We start from the raw sequence: 23,230 nt of genomic DNA, 5'->3' as shown, positions 1-23,230 counted from the left end.
CTAATTCTTAGACTTACCACGCCCTCTCTTTTTTCTCCAGTCATTTTTCGTTTCGTCTGGATCTTCATATGGCTGGCTTCGGACTTGGGACTCTTCTTCGTAGAAGGTTTTGGCCTTGGTCTCGTGGCGGAGTTTGTATTCTGCATTGCGGATACGGATGGTAACACCTGGAAAGATGGTCTTTTCTACGGAAACACGACCATTTGCTGCCTGTTCATCCATGTATTCTGTGAGGGTTTGGATGTCCTTACTGGCCTCAGCGATTCGTTTTTCGAGTTTTTTGGTTCCTGCTTCTAATTTTTGTAAATGGGCATCTTGTTCCGCAGTAAAACTCGCAGGGTCAGCGTCTTTTCTTGCTTTGAGGGTACGCATGGTTTTTGTGAGTTGGTCGAGTTTGTCTTGGTTTTCTTTTTTCTTCTCTTCAAACTCACTAATTTGTTTTAAGATCTTTGGATTGTTTCCTACGATTAGATCGGTTTGTGGGTTTGCTTGGGAACCAATGATTTTGGCAGATATGAGTTGGGCTGCTTGGATGGTCCCCCCCACAATTTGCCCCCGTTTCCCTTTGCAGGAAATTTTTCCCCCAGCCATGAGATGGGAATGCAAAATCCCTTCTTGGACGATGATGTCTTTTTCTGTGATGCATGTGGCGTTCTGGATGAACTTGGCGACGATATTCCCGCCAGTGGACTCAATCCTTGCCTCTTCACGCCCTGTGACCCCTTGGCGGACGATGATGTCCCCATCTGCTTCCACAATGGCCTTTTGGACCGTTCCATAAATTTCGATATTCCCTGCCGCTTTGACAGAATAATTGTCTTCGACGTTTCCTGTAATGATGATGGAACCAAGGAAAGTCACGTTTCCTGTTCGAACTCCCACATCCCCATTGATGCGGTAGACAGTTTCCACAGACAGACGACCAGCAGCGTATAACACTTGGCCATTGACTTCGGCCGTTAGGCGCATCTTGTCTTCGGAGAGAATGGTTCCTTTCCCTTGTTTGAGTTCGGTGTCCAAACCATCCTTGGCTGGTAATACCATTCCAAATAAATTACGACCAAACTTACCTTTTTCGGCAGGGAGCTTTTCAGCTAATAATTGTCCAACGACAACGTTTTCGATCATATCCAAATCTTTGTAGTCCACACGACCGGATTGGTCTTCTTTGAAATTGATTTTCTTTTCTGTGCGAACATAGTATTTGACTTCGGCATTTTTCCCGTTCACAGGGAAATCACCTTCGGCGCCAATGAATGGTTTGTTATGGACTTCTTCATCCAAATGTTTTCGGATTTCGTCTTCTTTTAAACCATGAGCAACACCCATCCCTTTTAAGGCGGCAACGATATCGGCTACTTCTAAATCACGCCCACCAGGCCTTGCCGGAAATACAGTGACAAAAGCACGCATATTCTCTTGGGCAATCTCCACATTACAACTGGAGTCGTTTCCAGGTTTCGGTTTTTGGTTGGAGATAAGAACTGGTTCCCCTTTTTTCTCTTTGAGGATTTTATTAATGAGGTTTTGGTCAACACCTGCCACACCACGAAACGACAGTTTTTTGGAAACATCCGCCATTGTCATTTCGAGACCTTCCCCGGAAGGAGGGTAAACAGTTAAAAACACACCTGTTCTGTATATTTTGACAACGACTCGGCCGTCTTTGTTTTTTGGTGTAACAAGTTCTTTTAATTCTTTGGAGACTAATTTTCCACTACCACCCGTTAGGTGTTCATCTAATAAACTGAGTTCATCTAGTAACATATCATCAGGGATAACAGATGCTCGGATATGATAGGGTTCAGAAAAAAATAAGGATTTTTTTCCGCGTTTTAAAACAGTATAATCGATTTCGTGAACTTTACGACCCAAGTGACTTGAAGCAATTGCCAGACATTCTTCGATGGTATCGGCAATGACTTCCACTTGTTCTTTTTCCTTACGATCGAACTCTTTCAGTTCCTCTGTAAGAAATTCCGTGAGAGACATCTTCTATTACCTTTTTTGGATCGCTGATTTGACTTTAGAAAGTTTACTGCGGAGTCTTGCGACTGCTTTGGTATGAAGTTGAGAAATTCTAGACTCAGTGACTTCTAACACTTCTCCAATCTCTTTTAAGGTTAAGTCTTCGTAATAATAAAGTACGATAACTTTTTTCTCTTTTTCAGGTAGGGATTGGATGGCTTCGACAATTACGTTTTTGATTTCTTCTTTTTCGATGATATTGTCTGGGTTCATATTCATCGGAGACTCTAAGGTTTCCATAAAGGAAACTTCATCATTCTCATCTCCGAGAAACCAAATATCATTCAAAGAAACAAGTGAGGTGCCGGATAACTTAGCAAGGAGAGAGTTGTACTCTTCCATTGAGACACCAAGTTCTTTGGCGATCTCTTCATCATCGACTTTTTTGCCCTCTTTGTTTTCGAGCATGGCAATGATGTTTTCGAGTTGTTTTGCTTTTTGGCGGATGGAACGAGGGATCCAGTCCACACTTCTGAGTTCGTCAAAAATGGACCCACGGATACGGGTCATCGCATATGTTTTGAATTTAATTTCGCGAGAAGGGTCAAACTTCTCTATCGCATCTAACAGACCAAAGACGCCATAACTGACGAGGTCTTCGAATTCCACATTTTGTGGCATTCCGATCGCAATCCGCCCAGCCACGTGTTTGACGAGAGGTGAATATTTTTCAACAAGGTAACTTCGGATCTCCGCGTCTTTTTTGACACGGTATTGTTTCCAAAGATCTGTCTCATCAAACTGATTGTATTTGTCTAGCAATCTTGACATTGGGAACCAGGGTACGGGATCTCTTTACTTTATAAATCGTAAAGAAATGAAAATTACAAGAGGATTTTTTCTTATGTCCTCTAAAAACAGTAATTTTTCAACCCTCTTGCGGGTCATCCTTAGCCATCATGGTTCGAATTGCTTCTGCCATGAGTTTTGGCTCGTTTTTGATCGCAATTTTATCCACAATGATGTGGTCTCCAAATTTTCCTGATTTTGCCATGGCTAGTTTGGCATCCATTGCCTGATCCCCACCAGCTTGCACACCAAAGTCATCGGATGAGGTTCCCATGGCAGAAGATGGTTCCATCCCTGCATGGTCGTGGTCGAAGTCATCTGCATGGTCTCCGCCCCCAAAACCACCAATGGAAAAGGTAGATAAAAACTCTAAAAATTCAGGGACTTTCTTTTGTAAGACACTAAAAATGCCAAACCCTAGCCCACCAAACGCAAACGTAGAAATCAGAGAAACAAAGAAGATATAACCGATTCGATTTCCGACTAAAAACCCACAAACGGAACTAATGATGGCTCCAAGGATTGCAAATCCCAGTACAAATCCGATTAACACTTAGTTGTCTTCCTCCATTCTCGATTCCATTTCTTTTTCCTTGAAGTCGACAAAGCTAAAGAATTTCTTAAAAAATCCGGTGAGGCCTTCTTCATCATCATAACCACCTTCTGTTTGTAAGAGGGTGTGCGTGACTCGTGTGAGACAAGCCGCTGCTTTGGAACGAGGTGCTCCAATGATAAATGGTTTTTGTTCCCGGATGGATTTTTCTACTTCTTCATCTTGGAAGATAAAACCTAAGTTTTCCACTTGGACTTCCAAAAATTGACCAGAGATATCAATCACTCGGTCGGCCACTTTTTTCCCTTCAATGGCAGAACGCACACGGTTCACTATGATTTTGAGGTTTTTGTCTTTGGATTGAGAAACAATGGATTTGATAAGACCATAGGAATCTGTAATGGAGGTTGGTTCTGGTGTTGTGACAACCACTACTTCATCCGCTGGCATCACAAGACCAATGACGTTTGCCGAAATCCCTGCACCTGTATCTATGATCATCACATCATAACGATCGAGTTCCGCAAAACCTTTGATGAGGTTGTTTCTTTGGGTTTCATTGAGGTTGGCAAGTTGGGAATACCCAGAGGCCCCTGCAATGATGTCCACACCCTCGGGAGTGGAAATGACGATGTCTTTTAAGGACTTATGGCCTTTCACCACATGATATAAATTGTATTTCGGAATGATGCCGAGAAGGACGTTTACATTGGCAAGGCCCAAGTCACCATCAAAGATGAGAACCTTAAGACCAGTTTTGGCGATGGAGATGGCTAAGTTGACAGAGACTGTACTTTTCCCCACTCCTCCCTTTCCAGAGGCAACCGCAATGATTTTGGTTTTTTTAGCGGCGTCCTGGGGTTGAACGAGTTTTAATCCAGTACCAGTTTCTGTTAACTTTCGAAGATTTGCTGCTTGGTCCATCGTTACCCCTAGGTATCAGGATAACGATGCGCACCTTACACAGTCTTCTCGAAGACTTCGCCCGCTATCCCTTTCAATTTTTCAGGGAAAATTACACATTCGGCAAGGATTTTTTTGGTGGCATTTAGGATATCAAATGGAACATCCTGGCCAACACTTAAGAATGCGAATTCCCTGTGAATAGTATCGGCTAATTCTACTACAGAACCTAAAAATTCTGCTTCATCGAGCTTGGTTAATAAAATTCTTTTATAACCGACCGACTCATACGCGTTTGTTACCGCAAGGGCATTGTCTTTGGAAACCGTAGAGGAAAGTACCAAGATGGTTTCAATATGATCCTTTTCCCCAAAAACTTGGTAGAATTCCTGAAGTTTTTCCAGGTTTTCCGATTTACGGTGCGAGTATCCAGCCGTATCCACTAAGATGAGTTCGGATCCATCTCGGAGGATGGCCTCTTTCCATTTGCGTAAGTCTTTGGCCGCATAAAACGGAAGGCCCATGGCATCAGCATAAAACTTCAATTGGTCAATGGCCGCAATGCGGTAATTGTCTGTTGTATACAGAGAAACTTTTTTCCCCATATGCAAACTGTACTTAGCAGCTAACTTTGCAATGGATGTTGTTTTTCCTGAACCTGTAGGTCCTACAAAAAAAACAACCTTACGTTTGCCACGAGGGGTTCCACTAAAAAGATCCGAATCCACTTGGATCCTTTCTTCTAAATAAGTCACTGCTTTGTCTGTGACATTCGCATAACGACTTAGGTCCACTGCGGAAAGGCGTGAAGTCAAACTGACAGCCATTTCCTCTAAGTAAGATTCAGAAAATCCTTCACGTAACAGACGATCGACGAGCTTTTGGATATGAGGGTGTCTTTCTTTTGTTTGGGGAAATGTTTCTGTTTTTGGTTCGAGGAACGATTCCTTCGCTTCTGCTAAAGACAAACCAACAGGTCTTTCTTCATACGATTCGATTTCGTAAATGGTTTGGTCTTGTCTACGTTTGCGTTCGGAAAAAGGGCGAACAGATTCTATATTTTTTTTACGATTGTTATAAGATAGGTTTGTGTTTTGTGATGAAGAACCGACACCAACTCCCACAAGTCCAGATACAGGGAGGGATTCTGTTCTTTGTTTTTGTTTGATGAGTTCTTTGAGGTCTTTGAGTTTACGTTCGATTCGTTCTTTCGAATTTTGTTTTTCAGGGACACCCACATCGATTTCATACATGCGCTGCGCCATAAGGCCTGTTCCAAAGAGACCCCCTTCTGTGATCACTCGTTGGTCATACAAATGGGCCTCGGGACCATATTTCATTTTCATCTGCATGATGCAGTCTTGTAAGTCTTTGCCTCGGATTTTCACAAAATCCATAGAATCTCCCCCAAACCTGGGAAAAATATGAATGGTACCCTCAATTTGGAAAGTCTTTTTTATGAGACATAATAAAATTGACCAATTCGGATCAGTTTTTACCCATTTCCAAGTTACCAGATCGGATTCCGTTTCCCTTCCCCTTTTGTTCCCTCATTCTGGCAATAAATAGAACCCTAAGATGGATCCAAACAATCATAAACACGGAATTGAAATGAAGGATGGAGTTCCCGTATCTCTTTCGTTCGATGATGTATACTTTTCCAAAGAAGGTGGATGGGAAGAATCCCGTTACGTGTTTGTGGAAGGGAACCAAATCCCAAGTGTATTATCTGCAGGCGAAACCGAAGTTATATCCATTGGAGAATTAGGGTTTGGTACGGGACTCAATGTATTTGTGACCTTAGATCTATGGTTAGGTGCAGAGAATCCACCTTCACTAGAGTATTTCAGTTTAGAAGGATTCCCTTTACCGAAAGAAACCTTACTCACACTGAATCATTCCTTTCCCAACAAACCTTTATGGACTGAAACATTACTTAAGTCTTATGAGGAACAATTCCAAAAATGGGAAGAGAACCCAAATGAGAGGGAGTGGAAAACACAATTCCTTCACCCCAAGGGAAAGGCAAAGTTTCATGTCCATTTGTTCTTTGGTGATGTGGGTGAATGTTTAAATGAGTTTCCAATCATCGATTTTTGGTATTTGGATGGATTTTCACCAAGTAAAAATCCGAAGATGTGGTCCGAGGATACATTATCAAAACTACGGAATCATTCTAAAACGGGAACTCGATTTTCAACATTCACGGCAGCTGGTTTCATTCGCAGGAATTTGGAAGGATTGGGGTTTTATATCCAAAAACAAAAAGGGTTTGGGAAAAAAAGAGAAATGTTAACTGGAGTTTTGCGTTAATCCTCGTGAACCCATCTCAATCCAAAACAGCTTTGGTTGTGGGAGCAGGAATTGCTGGTGCGAGCGTATGTTATGCACTTTCCAAACAAAACATCAAAACCATTTTATTAGAATCAGAATCTAGTGCTGCCGAAAAAGCAAGTGGCAATCCAATCGGAGTTGTGTATCCTTTTCTCACCAAACACAAAACGCTTGAGTCTGAATTTTCTCTACTTGCATATCAGTATTTTTTAAAACTTTGGGAATCTTTGGATTTAGGAAAACGCGTGCCACATGTGGATGGAATCCATTTTTTACTCGATTCCCCTTCAGCTTATGACCGTTATTCGCACTCCCTACGTTCCCATCACATCCCAGAATCATTGGTATGTCTTTCCAAAGAACCAAATTCAAATTTAGATGCGTTACTATTTCCAAAAGGGAAAGCGCTTTCCCCAGTTTCTCTCACAAAAGAACTCATTCGCATCGCAAATCCGATGGAACAATACCAAACAAAACTGCTTTCTTGGGAAGTGAATGAAGAAAATGGAAACATAATTTGTCATACTGAAAAAGAAATTTTAAGTGTTGATTATTTATTCTTAACACAAGGATACCAATTTTTAATGGATCCAAAACTCCAATGGATCCCTATGAAACAAGTACGTGGACAAATTGTACGAATCCCATCATCCAATTTCCAAAACCAATATTCCATTTTGTATGGAGATTATTTAACTGCAGAAGTTGGTGGCGAACGAGTATTAGGCGCGAGTTTTGACGAGTTTCATTTAGAAGAAAAACCGAGACCAAAGGAAACATTCGATTTATGGAATGGCTTACATTCAAAACTTCCAAACTTACTCAAAAATTGGAATGAAATCGATATCCAAAATTTTGGCACTCGAGTGAGTTATAGAACCCAGTCCCAAGACAGACATCCAGTTGTCGGTAAACTTCCAAATTTATCACTTTTAGACACATCGATAAAATACCAAAATTTATTCCGAAAAAACGCCAAAACCTTTGAAATTCCTTATTATGAAACGGTTGGGATTCTGAATGGGCTCGGATCTCGTGGGTTAACACACGCCCTACTCGCTGCTGAAATTTTAGTTTGTGATCTTCTCTCTCAGACGTTAGAGATTTCTGACACGATTAAGAAGGCTTTGAAACCAGACCGTTTTTTACTTCGTAAGTGGAAACGAGATGAGCTAACATAGACTCAAAAACAGATTGTTCTTCTAACACCACATCAACTCTGATGACAAGAAGTTGCATTTTTTTACGTTTCATTTCTTCGATAAATTTGTTTTGTGTTCTAACTTTTACCCAATCTTTTTCCGTTGTCACAAAAATCGTTTTTTCATCTTTACCATCCAGTAAAGCGAGTAATACAGTTTCTTCAAATTCATAATGGTCAGGGAAAAATCGAGATTGGATTTGATTAGTATTTAAGGTAGAGATCGTTGTTTCCAAAACATGATTTGGATTCCCAACACCAGTAAACAAAAAATAACTATCGCTAGTTGAAGCTTCTCGCTTTAAAGAATTTTTGGGAACCAATGATTGTCCGAATGTATCTAAATTGATTTGGTAGGCATCTGCTTGGAAAGAAGAACCAAAGGTAGGCAATTGAATTCCTAATTGGTCGAGTGTTCCTTTTCCTTTTTCGAATTCTTTTTGATTTGTTTTCGTAATTTTTGTAAATACAATGACGTTTGCACGTTTTAAATGCGAAATTGGTTCTCGTAAATACCCAAGTGGAATCGTAAAACCATTTCCAAAGGGAGCATTATTGTCGAGTAATACAATGTCAAAATCTCTATGAATTTGGTTGTGTTGGAATCCATCATCCAAAATCACAATATGTTGTTTGGACTGAATTTGATTGTGTTTGAGAAAACTACCAATTCGATTCTGCCCAATCATCACTTGAACACTAGGAAAACGTTCTTTGTGTTCGCTAGGTTCATCTCCAAATAGATTTGGAGAATGACCATCAGTAAGGATTGCACCTTCTTTTGACAATTTTGCTTTGTATCCACGTGATAAGATTGAAATCGCATAATCTTTGTTTGTTTTTTGAAAGTATTGGACTAAATACTGAACAAAAGGAGTTTTCCCAGTACCACCAACCGTGATGTTTCCAACACTGATCACTAAGGTATTTGGTAAAACGGTTGTTTTTTTTCTCCTTTGAGACAACCAAAAGAGAAACTGATACAACCAAGTAAGAGGTAAAAATAAAGTGAAAAAAACTTTCATTTCGTTTCGCGAGAGGAAACTACTACTGTTAACTGTGTCTTTTTTCTAATTCTTTTGCGATCGTTGATAAACTAATCCCTTTTTCCACCATCAATACTTCTAAATGGAAAACCAAATCTGCAATTTCGTGAATGAGTTCTTTTTCGTTTGGATTTTTTGCAGCAATGATGACCTCACCCGCTTCCTCACCGATTTTTTTAAGGATACGGTCAACACCGTCGCGAAACAATTCAGCAGTGTAAGATTTTTCAGGTAATTCTTCTTTTCGTTTGCGGAGTAAATCTTCCAATTTTAATAAAAATTCCATTTCGTTTGCCTTCTAACTACCATGGAAACTGCCCATTCTATTTCGAAAAAGCGAAAATTGGTTGTTGGTAATCTCAGAAATCAGCTAGAATGAGAAAGGATGTACCGTTTTACCACTCTAGTTTTTTCCTTCATTTTATGCTCGAGTTTATCTGCTGAGTCAAGTTGGGGCAATTCCATTCAAAAGGGATTTGAAACCGCCAAACAGGAAAATAAATTCATTATCGTTGATGTATTTGCAGATTGGTGTACGTATTGTATGGTTTTGGAAAAAGAAATTTTCCCGGACCCAGAAGTGAGTCGCATCTTAGACCAATTCGTTCGAGTACGACTCGATGGGGAAGAATTTCCAAACCTCCGCAAAAAATACAATGTCGAAGGTTATCCTACGATTTTGTTCTTAGATGGGGATGGAAATTTTGTAACAAAGATAGTAGGCCTTGCAACCAAGGAAGATATTGTCTCCCTATCAAAAAGGATTTTACAAGAACCAAACTTAGAATCTTTTTTAAAAACTGAAATCAGAAAAGAAAAAGAGAACCCTCATTTAAACTTTCGTTTAGGATTGTTATACTTTCAAAACAAGGAATATGAAAAAGCTGAAGAACAATTTCTCGCTTCCATTCAAAAATCTAAAAACATTCCCATCGTAAAAGAGAATTCTCACTTTAATTTAAATTTGATTCGATCTGTCAATGGACCAAAAGATGGTGCTGTATCTTCTTGGAAAGAATTCATCAAAAATTATCCAAATTCAAAACGAATCACAACTGCAAAATTGTATTATGGGATTAGTTTAAAAGAATCGGGAGACTTAAAACTTGCAAAATCCATCCTTACCGAGATCCAACCGAAGTTAGTCTCGGAGTCAGACAAAACAATTTGTAAAGAAACTCTCCTACAAATCGAAAAAGGTTTTTAATTTATAATTCATTTCAGCAAACAATGGTTTGCCGAAATAAAATCAACGGTTACCAATCGAATAATACGTAAAACCTAATTCTTGCATAAGTGTCGGTTTATATTGATTTCTTCCATCAAAGATCAGTGGAGCCTTTAACAAGGATTTAATCTTTGCAAAATCCGGTTCTCTGAACTCTCGCCACTCCGTTAATAATAACATAGCATCTGCACCTTCTAAAGTAGAATATGCATCTTTTTTATATTCAACTTTGCCATCAAAGTAATACTTAGAAGTCTCCATGGCAGCTGGATCAAATACTTGGATTTTGGCACCGTTTTTATGGAGTTCATAGATTAGAGGAATTGATGGAGCTTCTCGCATATCATCCGTTCCTGGTTTAAACGATAGACCCCAAATACCAAATGTTTTCCCCTTCATATCATTTGATTTGAAGTGTTGGAAAATTTTATCAGTAAGTCTTGTTTTTTGTTTTTCATTTACATCTTCTACGGATTGTATGATGTGCATTGGTGCATTGACTTCTTCTGCTGTCCTAAGAAGTGCTCTCACATCTTTCGGGAAACAAGATCCACCGTAACCAATACCTGCATATAAGAATTGTCGTCCAATTCTTGAATCTGTTCCCATACCTTTCCGAACATCATCATAATTGGCACCTAACGCATCACATAAATTTGCGATCTCATTTACAAAGGAAATTTTTGTCGCAAGGAAAGCGTTACAAGCATACTTAGTGAGTTCCGCAGAGCGTATGCTCATGGTGATTATTGGGTTTCCATTCAATACAAATGGAGAGTATAACTCACTCATTTTTTTAGCAGCGTGGTCTGATTCAGCTCCAATCACAACTCGCTCAGGGCGCATAAAATCTTCAATTGCGGCCCCTTCTTTTAAAAATTCAGGATTCGAAACCACATCAAACGAGTGTTTTGTGTTTTTTGCTACGATTTCCTTTACTTTGTCTGCAGTTCCAACGGGAACAGTTGATTTATCAACAATGATTTTGTGTCCATTCATTGTTTTCCCAACTTCTTCTGCTACTGCGAAAACAAATCGTAAGTCCGCAGATCCGTTATCGGATGTCGGAGTTCCAACGGCAATGAATACGAATTCAGATGACTCAACTCCATCCTTTAACGATGTGGAAAATTTGAGTCTGCCTTCTTTATAATTACGTTCTACCAGTTCTGACAAACCTGGTTCATAAATTGGTATGATTCCTGTTTTTAAATCACTGATCTTTTTTTCATCTTTATCAATACAAATCACATCATTGCCATATTCAGCAAAACAGGTACCTGCAACGAGACCCACATATCCGGTTCCGACTACGCAAACTTTCATAGGATTTCCAGAATTTCTATTTTGACCAAAAAGGAAACTGTTTTTCTAAATGGAAGAACCTAGTCCTCTCGGATGTGGAATTGTGTTGGGATTTGACAAATTCCTACAAATTTTTCAATTTTCCCTGATTCTACTTCAAAATCTAAGATGGATTCCCTCCAGAAATAACTCCCTTCAATATGGGATTCACCTTTATGGATTGAAACCCCAATCGTATACTTCCCTTGGGAAAACTGTATCGGGAATTCAAATTCTACCTGGTATTCTTTGCCCGTTTGGAAACTCCGATTGCCATCACCTAAGTGGTGGGTATTTGTTCCAAAGATACGAATCCCTTTTTCATTATCGATATGAAAACCAACGGTAGCATCCTCGATAAATGCATCGGATTGGAAAACTAGTTTTAAGCGAACTTGTGCTCCGATAAAAAATACATTCGATGAAACACCATCCTGATTTTCAATGCTGACGTGTAAATTTTGAATCGACTTGGAAGAATAGGAATCAGACGGACTTGACTCACCAGCTAACACATGCATATATTGTTCAATTGTTTCTTTGGGATTTCCTTCATAAAGAAGTCTGCCCTTATCTAATAAAAGGGCACGTGTGCAAAAATAAGAAACCAATCCTAAATCATGACTTACGACAAGGATAGAGGTTCCTAATTCAGAAAATTCACGAATTCGTTTCAGACATTTTTGTTGGAAACTTGCATCACCCACAGCCAAGGCTTCATCGACGATGAGGATGTCTGGTCGTTTTGCAGTTGCCAAACTAAAACCAAGTCTCATTGCCATACCAGAGCTATAGTTCTTTAAGGGTGTGTAACGAAACTCTTCTAGTTCCGCAAAGGCAAATATAGTATCCGATAATGATTTGATTTCTTTTGGTTTGTATCCCCATACTAGACCATTGAAGTATACATTTTCTTCTCCTGACAATTCAGGGTTAAATCCAACACTTAATTCAAGTAAGGCACGAACGGAACCATTCACTTGTAAATTGCCCTTATCTTTTTGGATCACACCTGTGATTAACTTTAAAAGAGTCGACTTACCTGCTCCATTCCTTCCAATGATGCCAAGTATTTCTCCTGGATTTACTTTTAGGTTCAATGAATCAATTGCTGTAAATTTTGAGTCAATCCCTAAGTAACCAAAACTAAGACCCGCAAGGATTCGTTTCCAAGGTTTGGAAAACCCATGATAATCCTTGGAAAGATTTTCAATCAGAACAGAAGTCATTGGAACTTAAAGATGATCCAAAATTACGGATTGGAATTTCCGTTTGGCGAGTAAATAAACAAGGAAAAAGAAAAGTAAAAATGGCATGATGTGTAACCACTCAAATTGAGATTGGAACCCACGAATCACAGTTGTGCGAAATACATCCAAAGGAATTGTGAATGGATTCCATTCATTCCATTGTTTAAGATATCCTGTTGGGTAATACAAAACAGGAATCCCCCAAAATACCAATTGGCTCACCAAACGAATCAAAGGTGAGATATCCTTTAGGAGAATATTGAGTCGTGAAAGATAATGTAATAGTAACATCAGATACAGTCCAGACAGAACAAGAACAGTGTAACCAAAAAAGATTCCGGTTAGGTTTAATGTTCCTGAATACCCTAAGTAAAGGAACACCGGAATGGATGTGATGAAACTATGGATGAGAAACTGAACAAACGGAATCCATAAAAAAAGATCAATGCCAAGGCTTGAACGTTTGAGTAAGGAACGATTGTCAGTGAGGATACCTGTGCCTCGAACGAGTAATTCTTGGATTGGAATCCAATACAAGAGTCCAGTGAGTAAATAAGCAGTGAAATCTTCTTGGGTGGATGGGTTTCTTAGATTGAGGACTAAAAAAACAAGGGCGTACAAACTGATGAGTATTAAGTTCTGCAAAAACATCCAGGAAATTCCCAAGAAGGATCCTGCATATTGCAGAGCATAGTCACGCCGAACGAGTGCCCAAAGTATGGATAGTTTCTCCATACTTTGATTGTCGGCCCTCAGTCTCTGATTCTAGACCAGAAACCAAGGCATTGGTCCTTACATCTTCCTTAAGTTCTTTTGCCCTAAGTCAGAAAGGTTGGGGGATACCCAATTCCCTTTTTGGACTACCTCTCCTTGGAATGCTTCCATGAGGTACTCTTCGAAGGTTTTTCCGGATTGGTTTTGGGCAAATCCCTTTTTAGGACCTTGGCCAGCGAGCCCAGAATCCTTATGGCGGTTGTAAGCGGGTTGTTGGATGGATCGAACGATCATAGGTTTTTCCTCCCCGTCATCTTGTTAGACGACATAAAACTAAAAAATAATACCAATAATATACTAAACGCTTGTTTACACTACTTAACATATGAGAAGTTAAGTCAATATTTTTTTCACGTTTTTATCGGTTTGTATGAACAATTTAGCATTCCTCTGGGACAAAACCCGCCCCTAGATGGATTTTTTTTCGCCGTTCCATAGAATATGTCCCTTTTTCAAAAAAAAGCAAACGGAATGAGGGAAAAAAAGAACAAAATCGAACCCCAATCCTGGTGGATTGGCAGAAAATTGCGCTATTTTTGTGGTTTATCTTCGTACAGTCATTGTTTGCTGGAGAAAAATCACCGAAAGACGTCCCTGTGGCCAGTTTACTACGTGTTGGATTCTCTCCAAAACTTGTGGCCCTCTGGCAACAGAAGGTAAAATCCCCAAGGACAGAGTTTTTCCAATGGAAACGTTCCCTGAAGGGTAAGGATGCGGCACTTGTCTCCAAATTATGGAAATTGGAGAATTTGAGTTACCCCCCTCCAAACTGGGAACCAAAACCAAACATCCCCCATGACAAAAAGAAAATCGGAAATCATGGCATTACCGAAAACAAACCCCAAACAGAAATTCCTACCAAGGATCCATTTTTAGAAGATCATTTGTTTTTAGGACTTGGGTACCAAAACTTGGATGTCCAATACCTTCCAAGAGAAGAAAAAAACCATTCCGCTTTTGCCTTTGGGGGATTCCAAAAAGGCCAACGATTTTCCTTTGAAAAACGTGATGACGATTTTTTATACGGCATTCATTTCAAATACAATTCTTTTCACATAACATCTGGTAATCGGTATAAACCAATCCCCCACTTTTACTTTGCCAAAGATCCTAATTTTTATTCCCAAATGGATAGACCCAATTCACCACTCCCCCAACCCATTCAAAGTTCTCATTTTTTCGGAACCCAAAATTCCTTATTTGGGAAACCAACTGACTATGGAGTTTATTTTGCACCTGGGTTTTCATCCTACCCTGGAATTTACTTCTCATCACCAAACAAATCTTATTCGGGTGTTTGGTCCCCCGGAGAAAATAAATCCAGTTTTTTTGTCAATGACAGCTTACAATTACAACAGTTTGGGAAACATAGAATCCAATCCGAATCAATTTTGAATCGTAAGGAGACTGTTGGTTTTTACTATTCCAAATCAGAATTTGTGGACTCAAACATTTTAGTTGATGTTACCGTTTACCGTGACTCTCCACTTTTGTATGGAAACGTATCCAGTGGAGACATTCGCCCAGAAATCCCACAAACTTTAGGTTATATGAGAGGTAGTTATCAAAATATTTTAGGGGGAGAGGTTTTATCCTCGCAGGAAGGCCATCGTTATGAAAGTGGTGGTTCTGGTTTTTTACCAATCATCGCTACGCAGTTTGGGAATGTTCTCTTTCGTTATAGGCAATATAATGAAGTTGGCAACTACCAATACCAAGAAACGGGGAGAGCCATATTCTATGAATGGAGAAAAGATCGTACGGTTTATTCTATTGGGATGGAACGAAGGGAATTAGGAAACCAATGGGAAGGAAAAATAGCAATCCCACTTCAAATTGGACATTTATTAGAACTGAGTGCCATTTTTAGAGAAGGGAATTTAAAAACAAGATCTTGGTTTGAAAACTGGACGTATGCATCCGATTTTAATGTCAATTTAACAGATAGAGAAGAAATCATCAAAATTAAATATGTAAGTCAGTTTGTTTCACTAAACGTCAGTTATTCTGAGAAAAAAACATCTCCCGCACCTATTTTATTCATCAATTTTCAATTTTTACATTTATTTGATCTCTAATACAACAAATCGTCGGTTCTGATTTCTTGGTAGGTTTGTAATTGGAAAATGGGGATCGATTGTTTGTCGATGAATTCATTTTTTTCGCCAGGAAGTTTTTTAGGAGTGGGTAATGATGACCTTTTTCCTCTTTCATCTACTGCATAATAATAGTATCCGATCCATTCCCCTTTGACTAAATATGGATTACCAATAAACAAGTCTTTGACAAAAAATTCAGCATCCAAATCAAACTTATTCCTACGATACCGAAAGTGAATTTCATCTCCATTTAAATCATAAAATACAACAAAATCCCCTTGTTTCCCTTTGAAATACAACTTCCATTCTAAAGGGAAAACTCCCGTCTTTTGGAATTCCATCTTACCATCTAAGATTCGTTTTTCGGAACGAGAGATAGGTCCTGTGTATTTGGAATCTGCTTCTGAAAAAAGACTAGTGGTTAGAAATAAAAAACCTATGAATCCAAAGATATATATCTGAGATAAAAACATCTTAGTTTGAATGGAAATATTTTGATTTCGTATTTGATTCCATACCAAAAGATCCTGATAGAAAAAATTTTTGTACCAAAAGAATTTCATTTTGGTTCTTCTTCTGGTTTATCCTCAGTGGTTTTGTCGTCATCAGAGGGATTGTCTTTTCCATTGATCATATCAATGGCTTTTTTTGCTGCTTTTTGTACCTTGGGACTTGGGTCACGGTCTCGTTTGTATTCCAATAACTCTAAGGCTTTGGGATCACGTAAATTCCCCATAAATTCAATCGCACGTAGTCTTACCATACTATCATCATCACGAGCAAATTCATTCAGTTCTTGGAAAACTTCTTTATCACCCATAGTTACCAAAGCACCAATGGCATAAATTTTGAGTGATTGTGCTTTTTTAGCATCCAACTTTCCAGATGTTTTTTTAAGAGAATCCAGTAGTTCATATAACTTTGGTTTTGCTGCTTCTGATTTCAGTTTTCCCAAAGTATTCATCGAATAACAACGGAGAGTTGTGGGTTGGATATCGTCAAAAGCTACTTCGAGAAGTGCAGACTCCGCATCTTGATACAAAACGGTTCCAAAATACAATGCAATTTGTCCGCGGATATCGGCATTATTAAACTTCTCTCTAAATTTAGTTTCCAAATATGGTGCCGCAATTTTTCCCTCAGGTAATTCGGCGAGAGAACTGATGTACAAACTAAGGGAATTTGAATTTTTAGTGAAATCTTCTTTTTTTACTTTTTCTAAGAGTGGGTTTGTTGCTTCTGCGAGTTTCATTTTCTTGGCAGAAGTTACCGCTTGTTTGTTCACATCTTCATTTGGGTCTTCAAAAAGTGAAATAATGGTTTCATGGTTTTCTTTTAGATTCAAATCGCCTACTGTTTTGAGTAAGACAATCTTCATCCCCATATCTTTTTCTGTTTTAAGTTGTTCTCCAACCAAAACATAGAGTTCAGCTGCATTTTCTTTAGGAAAACGTACAAGTTCACCTAATGCTTGTTTTCGTTCTTGGCTTGTGCCATAACGAATCATTTTAGAAAGAACTTCTTTTTTTTTGGAAATTTGTTCAGAAGAAAGTTCTTTCTCTTTTCCAAATAAAGGAGAAAGAGAGAGAACTCCAATGAATAAAAAACTGAGGAATTTATTTCGGTTGGTTTGTTTCCAATTCCAAGATCCTTCGGTTGAGGGCTTGGATAAGGTGTTGGTTTTCCAAATTTTGACGGAACTTATCCAGTAAGTCTTTGATGTCTTTGGATAACTCTTCAATGTTCCAAGGTTTTTCGACATACCGACTGAGTCCCCCATTATTGATGGCATAAATTGCGGAATCCAGTCCCGCTTGCCCTGTGAGAAGGATTTTGATCGCGTCAGGGAGGCGTTGGTGCACCTGTTCCAAAAATCGATCCCCTTTCATTCCTGGCATCACCTGATCAGAAACGATGAGTTCTACAATATCGTTACTACCAATGATTTCATCAATGAGGGAAAGAGCTTCTTCTGCACTACTTGCTGTCTCGATGATATGGGATTCTCCAAACCGAGCCAGTAGTTGTTCCGCAAGCGTTTCCAACACTGATACTTCATCATCGACACATATAATATAACCTTTACTCATTTGAAACCCTTCCCTTGGAACGATAATCCTTCCGTTCTATACTGTCGATTCAGTTTTGTGGCAATTTATAGATAGTTTGGGGTGGAATTGTGTCAAGAAGTGGGACTTTCCAAATGTCCTTGGCATACTCCCGGATCGTCCGATCGGAAGAAAATTTGCCAGACCTAGCCACATTGAGAATGGACTTTTTGGTCCAAGTGGTACCATCTAAAAAGTCATGCGCCACTCGGTTTTGTGTTTCATCGTAGGAACGAAAATCAGCCATCAGTAGATAATTGTCTGTGTAAAACAAACTATCGTAAATAGGACCAAAAACACCCGGTTCCCCCAAAGAGAAAAAATTCTCACGGATCATCAGTAAAATTCGGTGTAAGTCTTCATTTTGGTGAATAAAGTCGGATGGTTTGTAACCTGCTTCTTTCATTCGAAACACTTCTTCTGTATGGAGACCGAAGATATAAATGTTTTCCTGTCCCACTTCTTCCAAAATTTCAACATTGGCACCATCTAAAGTCCCGATGGTCAATGCACCATTTAACATGAATTTCATGTTACTTGTTCCTGATGCTTCTGTTCCTGCAGTTGAAATTTGTTCTGACAAATTACTTCCAGGAATAATTTTTTCTGCAAGGCTCACGCGGTAATTTGGAATAAAGACTACCTTCAAACGTTCTGCCACATCCTTATCGCGGTTCACTACCCAAGCTACATTATTGATGAGTTTAATGATCAGTTTTGCCATATAATACCCAGGAGCGGCTTTGCCCCCGAAGATGACAGTTCTTGGTGTGATCTCTGAATTGGGATTTTCTTTGATCCTACGGTAGAGTGCAATCACTCGTAAAACATTTAACAGCTGGCGTTTGTATTCATGGAAACGTTTGATTTGTACATCAATGAGTGAATGTGGATCGATTGTGATTCCCGTTTCACTTTTAATGATCCTTGCGAGTTCATTTTTGGCAGTAAACTTAACTTGTTTCCAATCGTTTTGGAAATCGGCATCATCTACAAATGCCTCTAAATCCTTTAACTTATATAAGTTGGTTGTGAATTCATTCCCTATTTTTTTAGAAATTAAATTCGCAAGACTTGGGTTCGACTGTAACAACCATCGTCTTGGTGTGATTCCATTTGTTTTGTTATTAAACTTTTCAGGAAATACCTTTGTGAAGGGTTGGAAAATAGTTTTTTGGATGAGATCGGAATGTAAGGCGGCAACTCCGTTCACTCGGTAAGATCCGATGACCGCTAAGTTTGCCATTCGCACTCGTTTTTCACTACCTTCTTCAATGATACTCACTTGTTGGATTTCAGATTCTGATAAAACACCTTTGTTACGAACATCAGTTAAAAATCGATGGTTGATTTCATAAATGATTTCCAAATGTCTCGGCAATAATTTTTCAAACAACTCAACACGCCAAGACTCAAGGGCTTCTGGTAACACTGTGTGATTTGTATAAGAAAATACTTTAGTCACAATCTCCCATGCAGGTTCCCAATCCATTTCCTCATTGTCTAAAAAAATGCGCATGAGTTCTGCAATTCCAATGCTTGGGTGTGTATCATTTAATTGGATGGCTATGTAATCTGGAAGTTCCTTCAAATTGTATTTAAATTCACGAAATTGGATGAGGATGTCCTGTAAGGAAGCACACACCATAAAGTATTGTTGTTTGAGGCGTAACACCTTCCCTTGTTCGGTGGTGTCATTTGGATATATTACTTTCGAGATATTTTCAGAGATTGATTTGTCTTGTACGGCTTTCATATAATCGCCGTGGTTAAAATAATCTAAGTTAAATTCCTCTGACGATTTTGCTGCCCAAAGCCGAAGATAGTTCACCGTACTCGTGTTAAATCCCGGAATCGGATAATCATGAGCGGAAGCAAGGACTGTTTCATCTGGTACCCAATCGTGTTGGATTTTTCCCTTGCCTGAAACCCGTGTTTCTGTGTGACCAAAAAATCCAACTGAAAAGGAAATATCAGAACGAACCACTTCATAAGGAACACCATCTGCATCCCAGTGGTCTGGCATTTCTAATTGGCTACCATTGGCAATGATTTGGTTAAAAATCCCATAATCATATCGAATTCCATAACCAAATCCAGGTACGTTTAAGGTTGCCATTGAATCTAAAAAACAAGCTGCAAGTCGACCTAGTCCCCCATTCCCAAGTCCTGCATCCGTTTCAAATTCTAATACATCTGTTAGTTCAAAACCGATCCCTCGTAACATTTCTTGAATCGTTTCGTATAACCCAAGATTGATGAGAGCATTCATGAGAGTCCGTCCCATTAAAAACTCTAATGAAAAATAAAAAACTTTTTTTGGATTTTGTTCGCGGTAACGTTCTTGTGTAAAATTAAGTCGATCAATCAGGAAATCTCGAATGGTATGACCTAACGCCTTATAGATGTCTTCATTCTTTAAAGTAAAACGATTTTTTCCAATGGTATATTCCAAGTGGTGAGCAAATTGTTTTTCCATCGAAGCCAAGTCGGCTTTTTGTTCTTCGGATAATAAATTGATGAGACGAGGGTTGTTGACTACCATGTTTCGAAATGGTAAACGTCTCGAAGTGAAGATTCAAGTAAAAAGAGAAAAATTAATCTTTTGCGGAAACTTTCCTTTCTAGGGTGAGCACCGCATCTTTCCCAATTTTATGCTTCGCAAACCAACCTTGGTTCACCTCAAGTGCATACATCGCAGGTTTTGTTCCGTTGTATACCTCATCAGTTTGGTTTGGTTTCATATCGAATGATTCTAAAAGTCGCATATCTTCTGAAAAATAACCAATGGACAACGGGATCAGGGTATTTTTCATCCAAAAGTTTAGATAATCAGGTTTGGGGAATACAAAAAGCATCCCCTCATCTTCTCCCAGTTTTGTGCGGTACATCAATCCCGTAGCACGCGTGGATGGTGTATTTGCAATTTCCAATTTTAATACACGGTCAGCAACACTTCCAAACAGAACTTCTGGAGTATTGGTTTGTGAAGGGAATGACTCCGCTTGTTTACAAACCAATCCTAAAAGTAAAAATAGAAGGAAAATGAACCGTGTCATCATAATTGGATTTCCTTAAAAATTTGGTTTTCTTTTTTCGAGGAAGGCAGAAAGACCTTCTTTTGTTTCTTTGTCTGCGAATCGACCACCAAACAATTGTTTTTCCCACTCAAGTCCACGATCCATATTTGTTTCTAAACCTTGGCGAATCGCAGTTTTGGCCGCCTTGATTGCGTTAGGTCCTCGAGATAAAATTGTGGAAAGAGTTTTTTCTGATTCGTTTAATAGTTCGGCTGGGTCACAAACTTTGTTGACTAAGCCTAATCTGTATCCTTCTTCTGATGAAATCATATCGCCAGATAAAATGAGTTCTGTAGCTCGACCTACACCAATGAGTCTAGGTAATCTTTGGGAACCTCCAAATCCAGGCAATAATCCTAAAGTTACCTCAGGAAGACCTAATTTTGCAGCAGTAGACGCATAACGAATGTCACATGCCATTGCTAACTCCATTCCACCACCTAGACAAAATCCATTGATAGCAGCGATCGAAATGAGTCCTGACAATTCCATTTTACGGAATACAGATTGTCCAAGTTCCGAAAACGCTTGTCCTTCTTTGACATTAAATTCTTTCATTTTGGCAATGTCAGCACCAGCAACAAATGCCTTCCCTTCACCAGTAAGAATAAAACCTCTTACCTGAGAGTTAGCTTCTAATGTATCGACCATGGCGCCGATTTCAGTGATAACTACATCATTTAGGGCATTGAGGGCTTCTGGTCGTTTGATGGTGACAATTGCAAAATTGGATTTGATTTGGATCTCTAAAAAAGACAAATGATTTCTCCTTATTCTTCTACTTCCAATATGAGGAACATGGTGTCATCTGAAAAAGTATCTAAACCGAAATTGGTTTTGAGTTCATGTAATAGATTGTTCTCTAGTTCCTTGACGTTTTCGCTATTCCTGTGGCGATTGAGGAGAGCTAGTAAACCTTCGGTTCCCAAACAATTGCCTTTATGGTCCATAGATTCAATGAGTCCATCTGTATAGATAAAAAATCTGTCCCCTTTTGTGATCGGAAGTATTTTTTCAGAGATAGGTGGGATTTTGATATTAAATCCAAGGATTGCACCTTGTGTTTCCAATTCCTGAAAATCCTCTCCTTTTTTTGCCATAATCAAATAAGGATGGCCTGCATTTCCGATGGTGAGTTTTTTTTCGATAAAATCAAAATACAAATATATTGCAGATGCATGGTATTTATTCAGATCATTTGCAAGACGGTCATCCAAGTAATCCATCAAACGTGCTGGTGCTGTTTTAAAACGATAAGGGATCGTAGACACGAGTACCTTCATGATGGAAGCAACCATAGCGGAAGAAATTCCATGCCCTGCTACATCAGTAAGAAACACACCTACGTTTCCTTCTCGGAGTTGCACAAAATCAAAAAAGTCACCACCGATCACATTTGGGCTTTTTCGATAAAACGTAAAAGTTAAGTTCGGGATTTTGATATTTCCTGGGAATAGTGCATCTTGTACACGTTTTGCAAGTTCTAACTCTTGTAACATAAATCGTTTTTCTTCGGACAAACTGTACATATCAGTCGTGTCTTTACGTTTATTATAAACAAAAACGACTCCAAGAAGAGCACTGCCCCAATAAACAAAGAGTAAGAAATATTGACTAAAAAAAGAAGACTTTTCAGCAATCTCAATCGGAAGTTGGAATGTATAGGAAAGATGGAATCCTGTAAAATAAATGGCACTTAAGATACATCCCCAAGGATTCAGACGTGTACTATATAATAAAATGGGAATGATGAAGGACATGAGGTAAGAATTTAATAGATAAAAATGACTGAGTGTGGGAAAACTTTGGATACCTTTTAAAAATACCAAATAGATAAGGCCATCGGAAAGAAACCCGCTAAAATAGATTACCTTTTCGATGGATATGGATTTTGTATAAAATTGTAATAACAAAACAAATCGAAGGATGGTAACTCCAAGCAAATAAGGAAGAATTTCCATTCGAATTTCTGCAAAAGGAGGAACGAAGAGTAAACTATAAACAATGAAATGAGTTAAAAAAACGGAATATGTATATTCTTTATCAAATCGAGGTTCCGCTAGTTTTAAAATGTCCCATTCTTGTTTGGTTGGTTGATGAAAAATTTCTTGAAAATAAATATAAAACGAACGAGTCAATCGGGTTCTCCCCATACCAAAGTTTGGATTTCGGATCCATTCAAGGTGATGGTGAAACTTTTTCCTGTGTCCAGAAACTTGTCCATTTGATTCGCAAGTTCCATCGCTTTTTTCTCATCTTCCATCCGAAAAAAAAAGGGATGGGACATTGCTTTAAAATTGTAAGGGAATCGTTCCGAAACAAGTAAAGTCACTCGGAAGTGATCGGGGCGTTTTTCCAAAACAATATGCGAAACTTCTTTTCTTGTTAAGATACGCACATTGGGTCTAAGGTTCCATGGATTTATTTCTGCGAAAAGGATTCCTGGCAAAAAAAAGCATAGACTAACAAATCCTTTCATATAGAAATACCATC

General features: G+C 38.9%; 23 protein-coding genes. 4 read left to right on the top strand and 19 right to left on the bottom strand.

Annotation, left to right across the window (positions count from 1 at the left end; all coding sequences use genetic code 11):
• The 5 genes from ND812_RS07335 to flhF form a co-directional block, all read right to left on the bottom strand.
• Positions 1-1,992 carry a FapA family protein gene (locus ND812_RS07335; protein WP_265374915.1) on the bottom strand — a complete coding sequence of 664 codons (1,992 nt, stop codon included), beginning with the start codon at positions 1,990-1,992 and terminating at the stop codon, positions 1-3.
• 6 nt (positions 1,993-1,998) lie between these two features.
• The gene (gene whiG / locus ND812_RS07330; RefSeq protein WP_012387953.1) at positions 1,999-2,799 is read right to left on the bottom strand and encodes an RNA polymerase sigma factor WhiG; all 801 of its coding nucleotides are present in this window, start codon (positions 2,797-2,799) and stop codon (positions 1,999-2,001) included.
• Positions 2,800-2,896: 97 nt separating this feature from the next.
• Positions 2,897-3,370 (bottom strand): hypothetical protein, encoded by a 474-nt coding sequence (locus ND812_RS07325; protein ID WP_265374914.1) that lies wholly within the window; start codon positions 3,368-3,370, stop codon positions 2,897-2,899.
• Positions 3,371-4,294 (bottom strand): MinD/ParA family protein, encoded by a 924-nt coding sequence (locus tag ND812_RS07320; protein ID WP_015678483.1) that lies wholly within the window; start codon positions 4,292-4,294, stop codon positions 3,371-3,373.
• A gap of 35 nt (positions 4,295-4,329) precedes the next feature.
• Entirely contained in the window at positions 4,330-5,670 is a 1,341-nt protein-coding gene (flhF, locus tag ND812_RS07315) for a flagellar biosynthesis GTPase FlhF (RefSeq protein WP_265374913.1), read from the bottom strand.
• Between the two features lie 181 nt (positions 5,671-5,851).
• On the opposite strand from flhF, the gene mnmC2 reads away from it, so the two are divergent.
• Both mnmC2 and mnmC1 read left to right on the top strand, forming a co-directional pair.
• Entirely contained in the window at positions 5,852-6,586 is a 735-nt protein-coding gene (gene mnmC2, locus ND812_RS07310; protein ID WP_265374912.1) for a tRNA (5-methylaminomethyl-2-thiouridine)(34)-methyltransferase MnmC2, read from the top strand.
• A 5-nt stretch (positions 6,587-6,591) separates the two neighbouring features.
• The gene (mnmC1, locus tag ND812_RS07305; protein WP_265374911.1) at positions 6,592-7,788 is read left to right on the top strand and encodes an FAD-dependent 5-carboxymethylaminomethyl-2-thiouridine(34) oxidoreductase MnmC1; all 1,197 of its coding nucleotides are present in this window, start codon (positions 6,592-6,594) and stop codon (positions 7,786-7,788) included.
• Here the strand turns inward: mnmC1 and lpxK are convergent.
• On the bottom strand, positions 7,724-8,833 hold the full coding sequence (gene lpxK, locus ND812_RS07300; RefSeq protein WP_265374910.1) for a tetraacyldisaccharide 4'-kinase: 1,110 nt from the start codon (positions 8,831-8,833) through the stop codon (positions 7,724-7,726). The two genes, mnmC1 and lpxK, sit on opposite strands and share 65 nt — an antisense overlap.
• Before the next feature lie 28 nt (positions 8,834-8,861).
• Positions 8,862-9,140, bottom strand: coding sequence for a phosphoribosyl-ATP diphosphatase (hisE, locus tag ND812_RS07295; RefSeq protein WP_015678552.1), 279 nt, complete (start codon positions 9,138-9,140; stop codon positions 8,862-8,864).
• Positions 9,141-9,239: 99 nt separating this feature from the next.
• On the opposite strand from hisE, the gene ND812_RS07290 reads away from it, so the two are divergent.
• Positions 9,240-10,061: a thioredoxin fold domain-containing protein gene (locus ND812_RS07290; RefSeq protein WP_265374909.1), complete on the top strand. Its 822-nt coding sequence runs from the start codon at positions 9,240-9,242 to the stop codon at positions 10,059-10,061.
• Positions 10,062-10,103: 42 nt separating this feature from the next.
• Here the strand turns inward: ND812_RS07290 and ND812_RS07285 are convergent, their stop codons facing one another.
• The 4 genes from ND812_RS07285 to ND812_RS07270 are packed head-to-tail and all read right to left on the bottom strand — an operon-like array spanning position 10,104 to position 13,684.
• The gene (locus ND812_RS07285; protein ID WP_265374908.1) at positions 10,104-11,408 is read right to left on the bottom strand and encodes a UDP-glucose dehydrogenase family protein; all 1,305 of its coding nucleotides are present in this window, start codon (positions 11,406-11,408) and stop codon (positions 10,104-10,106) included.
• 59 nt (positions 11,409-11,467) lie between these two features.
• On the bottom strand, positions 11,468-12,655 hold the full coding sequence (locus ND812_RS07280) for an ABC transporter ATP-binding protein (RefSeq protein WP_265374907.1): 1,188 nt from the start codon (positions 12,653-12,655) through the stop codon (positions 11,468-11,470).
• Between the two features lie 6 nt (positions 12,656-12,661).
• Positions 12,662-13,411: an ABC transporter permease gene (locus ND812_RS07275; RefSeq protein WP_265374906.1), complete on the bottom strand. Its 750-nt coding sequence runs from the start codon at positions 13,409-13,411 to the stop codon at positions 12,662-12,664.
• A 57-nt stretch (positions 13,412-13,468) separates the two neighbouring features.
• A complete protein-coding gene (locus ND812_RS07270; RefSeq protein WP_100716383.1) occupies positions 13,469-13,684 on the bottom strand; it encodes an LIC12298 family protein in 216 nt (71 codons plus the stop codon).
• Positions 13,685-13,986: 302 nt separating this feature from the next.
• Here ND812_RS07270 and ND812_RS07265 point away from each other — a divergent pair, with 302 nt between their 5' ends.
• Entirely contained in the window at positions 13,987-15,528 is a 1,542-nt protein-coding gene (locus ND812_RS07265; protein ID WP_265374905.1) for a hypothetical protein, read from the top strand.
• Here ND812_RS07265 and ND812_RS07260 read toward each other — a convergent pair.
• The 8 genes from ND812_RS07260 to ND812_RS07225 all read right to left on the bottom strand — a co-directional run bounded on the left by ND812_RS07260 (position 15,525) and on the right by ND812_RS07225 (position 23,135).
• Entirely contained in the window at positions 15,525-16,022 is a 498-nt protein-coding gene (locus ND812_RS07260; protein WP_407658534.1) for an LIC_11959 family protein, read from the bottom strand. The genes ND812_RS07265 and ND812_RS07260 overlap by 4 nt on opposite strands.
• A gap of 86 nt (positions 16,023-16,108) precedes the next feature.
• Entirely contained in the window at positions 16,109-17,056 is a 948-nt protein-coding gene (locus tag ND812_RS07255; protein WP_265374903.1) for a HEAT repeat domain-containing protein, read from the bottom strand.
• Between the two features lie 109 nt (positions 17,057-17,165).
• Positions 17,166-17,639 (bottom strand): response regulator, encoded by a 474-nt coding sequence (locus tag ND812_RS07250; RefSeq protein WP_108959648.1) that lies wholly within the window; start codon positions 17,637-17,639, stop codon positions 17,166-17,168.
• A gap of 49 nt (positions 17,640-17,688) precedes the next feature.
• Complete coding sequence (locus ND812_RS07245; RefSeq protein WP_265374902.1) at positions 17,689-20,202, bottom strand: glycogen/starch/alpha-glucan phosphorylase; 2,514 nt, start codon at positions 20,200-20,202, stop codon at positions 17,689-17,691.
• Between the two features lie 52 nt (positions 20,203-20,254).
• Entirely contained in the window at positions 20,255-20,719 is a 465-nt protein-coding gene (locus ND812_RS07240) for a DUF192 domain-containing protein (protein ID WP_265358521.1), read from the bottom strand.
• A gap of 12 nt (positions 20,720-20,731) precedes the next feature.
• On the bottom strand, positions 20,732-21,496 hold the full coding sequence (locus ND812_RS07235) for an enoyl-CoA hydratase-related protein (protein ID WP_265374901.1): 765 nt from the start codon (positions 21,494-21,496) through the stop codon (positions 20,732-20,734).
• A gap of 11 nt (positions 21,497-21,507) precedes the next feature.
• Positions 21,508-22,875 carry a PP2C family protein-serine/threonine phosphatase gene (locus ND812_RS07230; protein WP_265374900.1) on the bottom strand — a complete coding sequence of 456 codons (1,368 nt, stop codon included), beginning with the start codon at positions 22,873-22,875 and terminating at the stop codon, positions 21,508-21,510.
• On the bottom strand, positions 22,872-23,135 hold the full coding sequence (locus tag ND812_RS07225) for a hypothetical protein (RefSeq protein ID WP_407658474.1): 264 nt from the start codon (positions 23,133-23,135) through the stop codon (positions 22,872-22,874). Before ND812_RS07225 ends, ND812_RS07230 begins: the two co-directional genes overlap by 4 nt.
• Positions 23,136-23,230: the final 95 nt, after the last annotated feature.

Origin of the sequence: Leptospira limi, assembly GCF_026151395.1 — a bacterium.
Lineage (GTDB): Bacteria > Spirochaetota > Leptospiria > Leptospirales > Leptospiraceae > Leptospira_A > Leptospira_A limi.
Note: the sequence above shows the minus strand (reverse complement) of the source record. Positions and strands in the feature narration are given on the sequence as shown.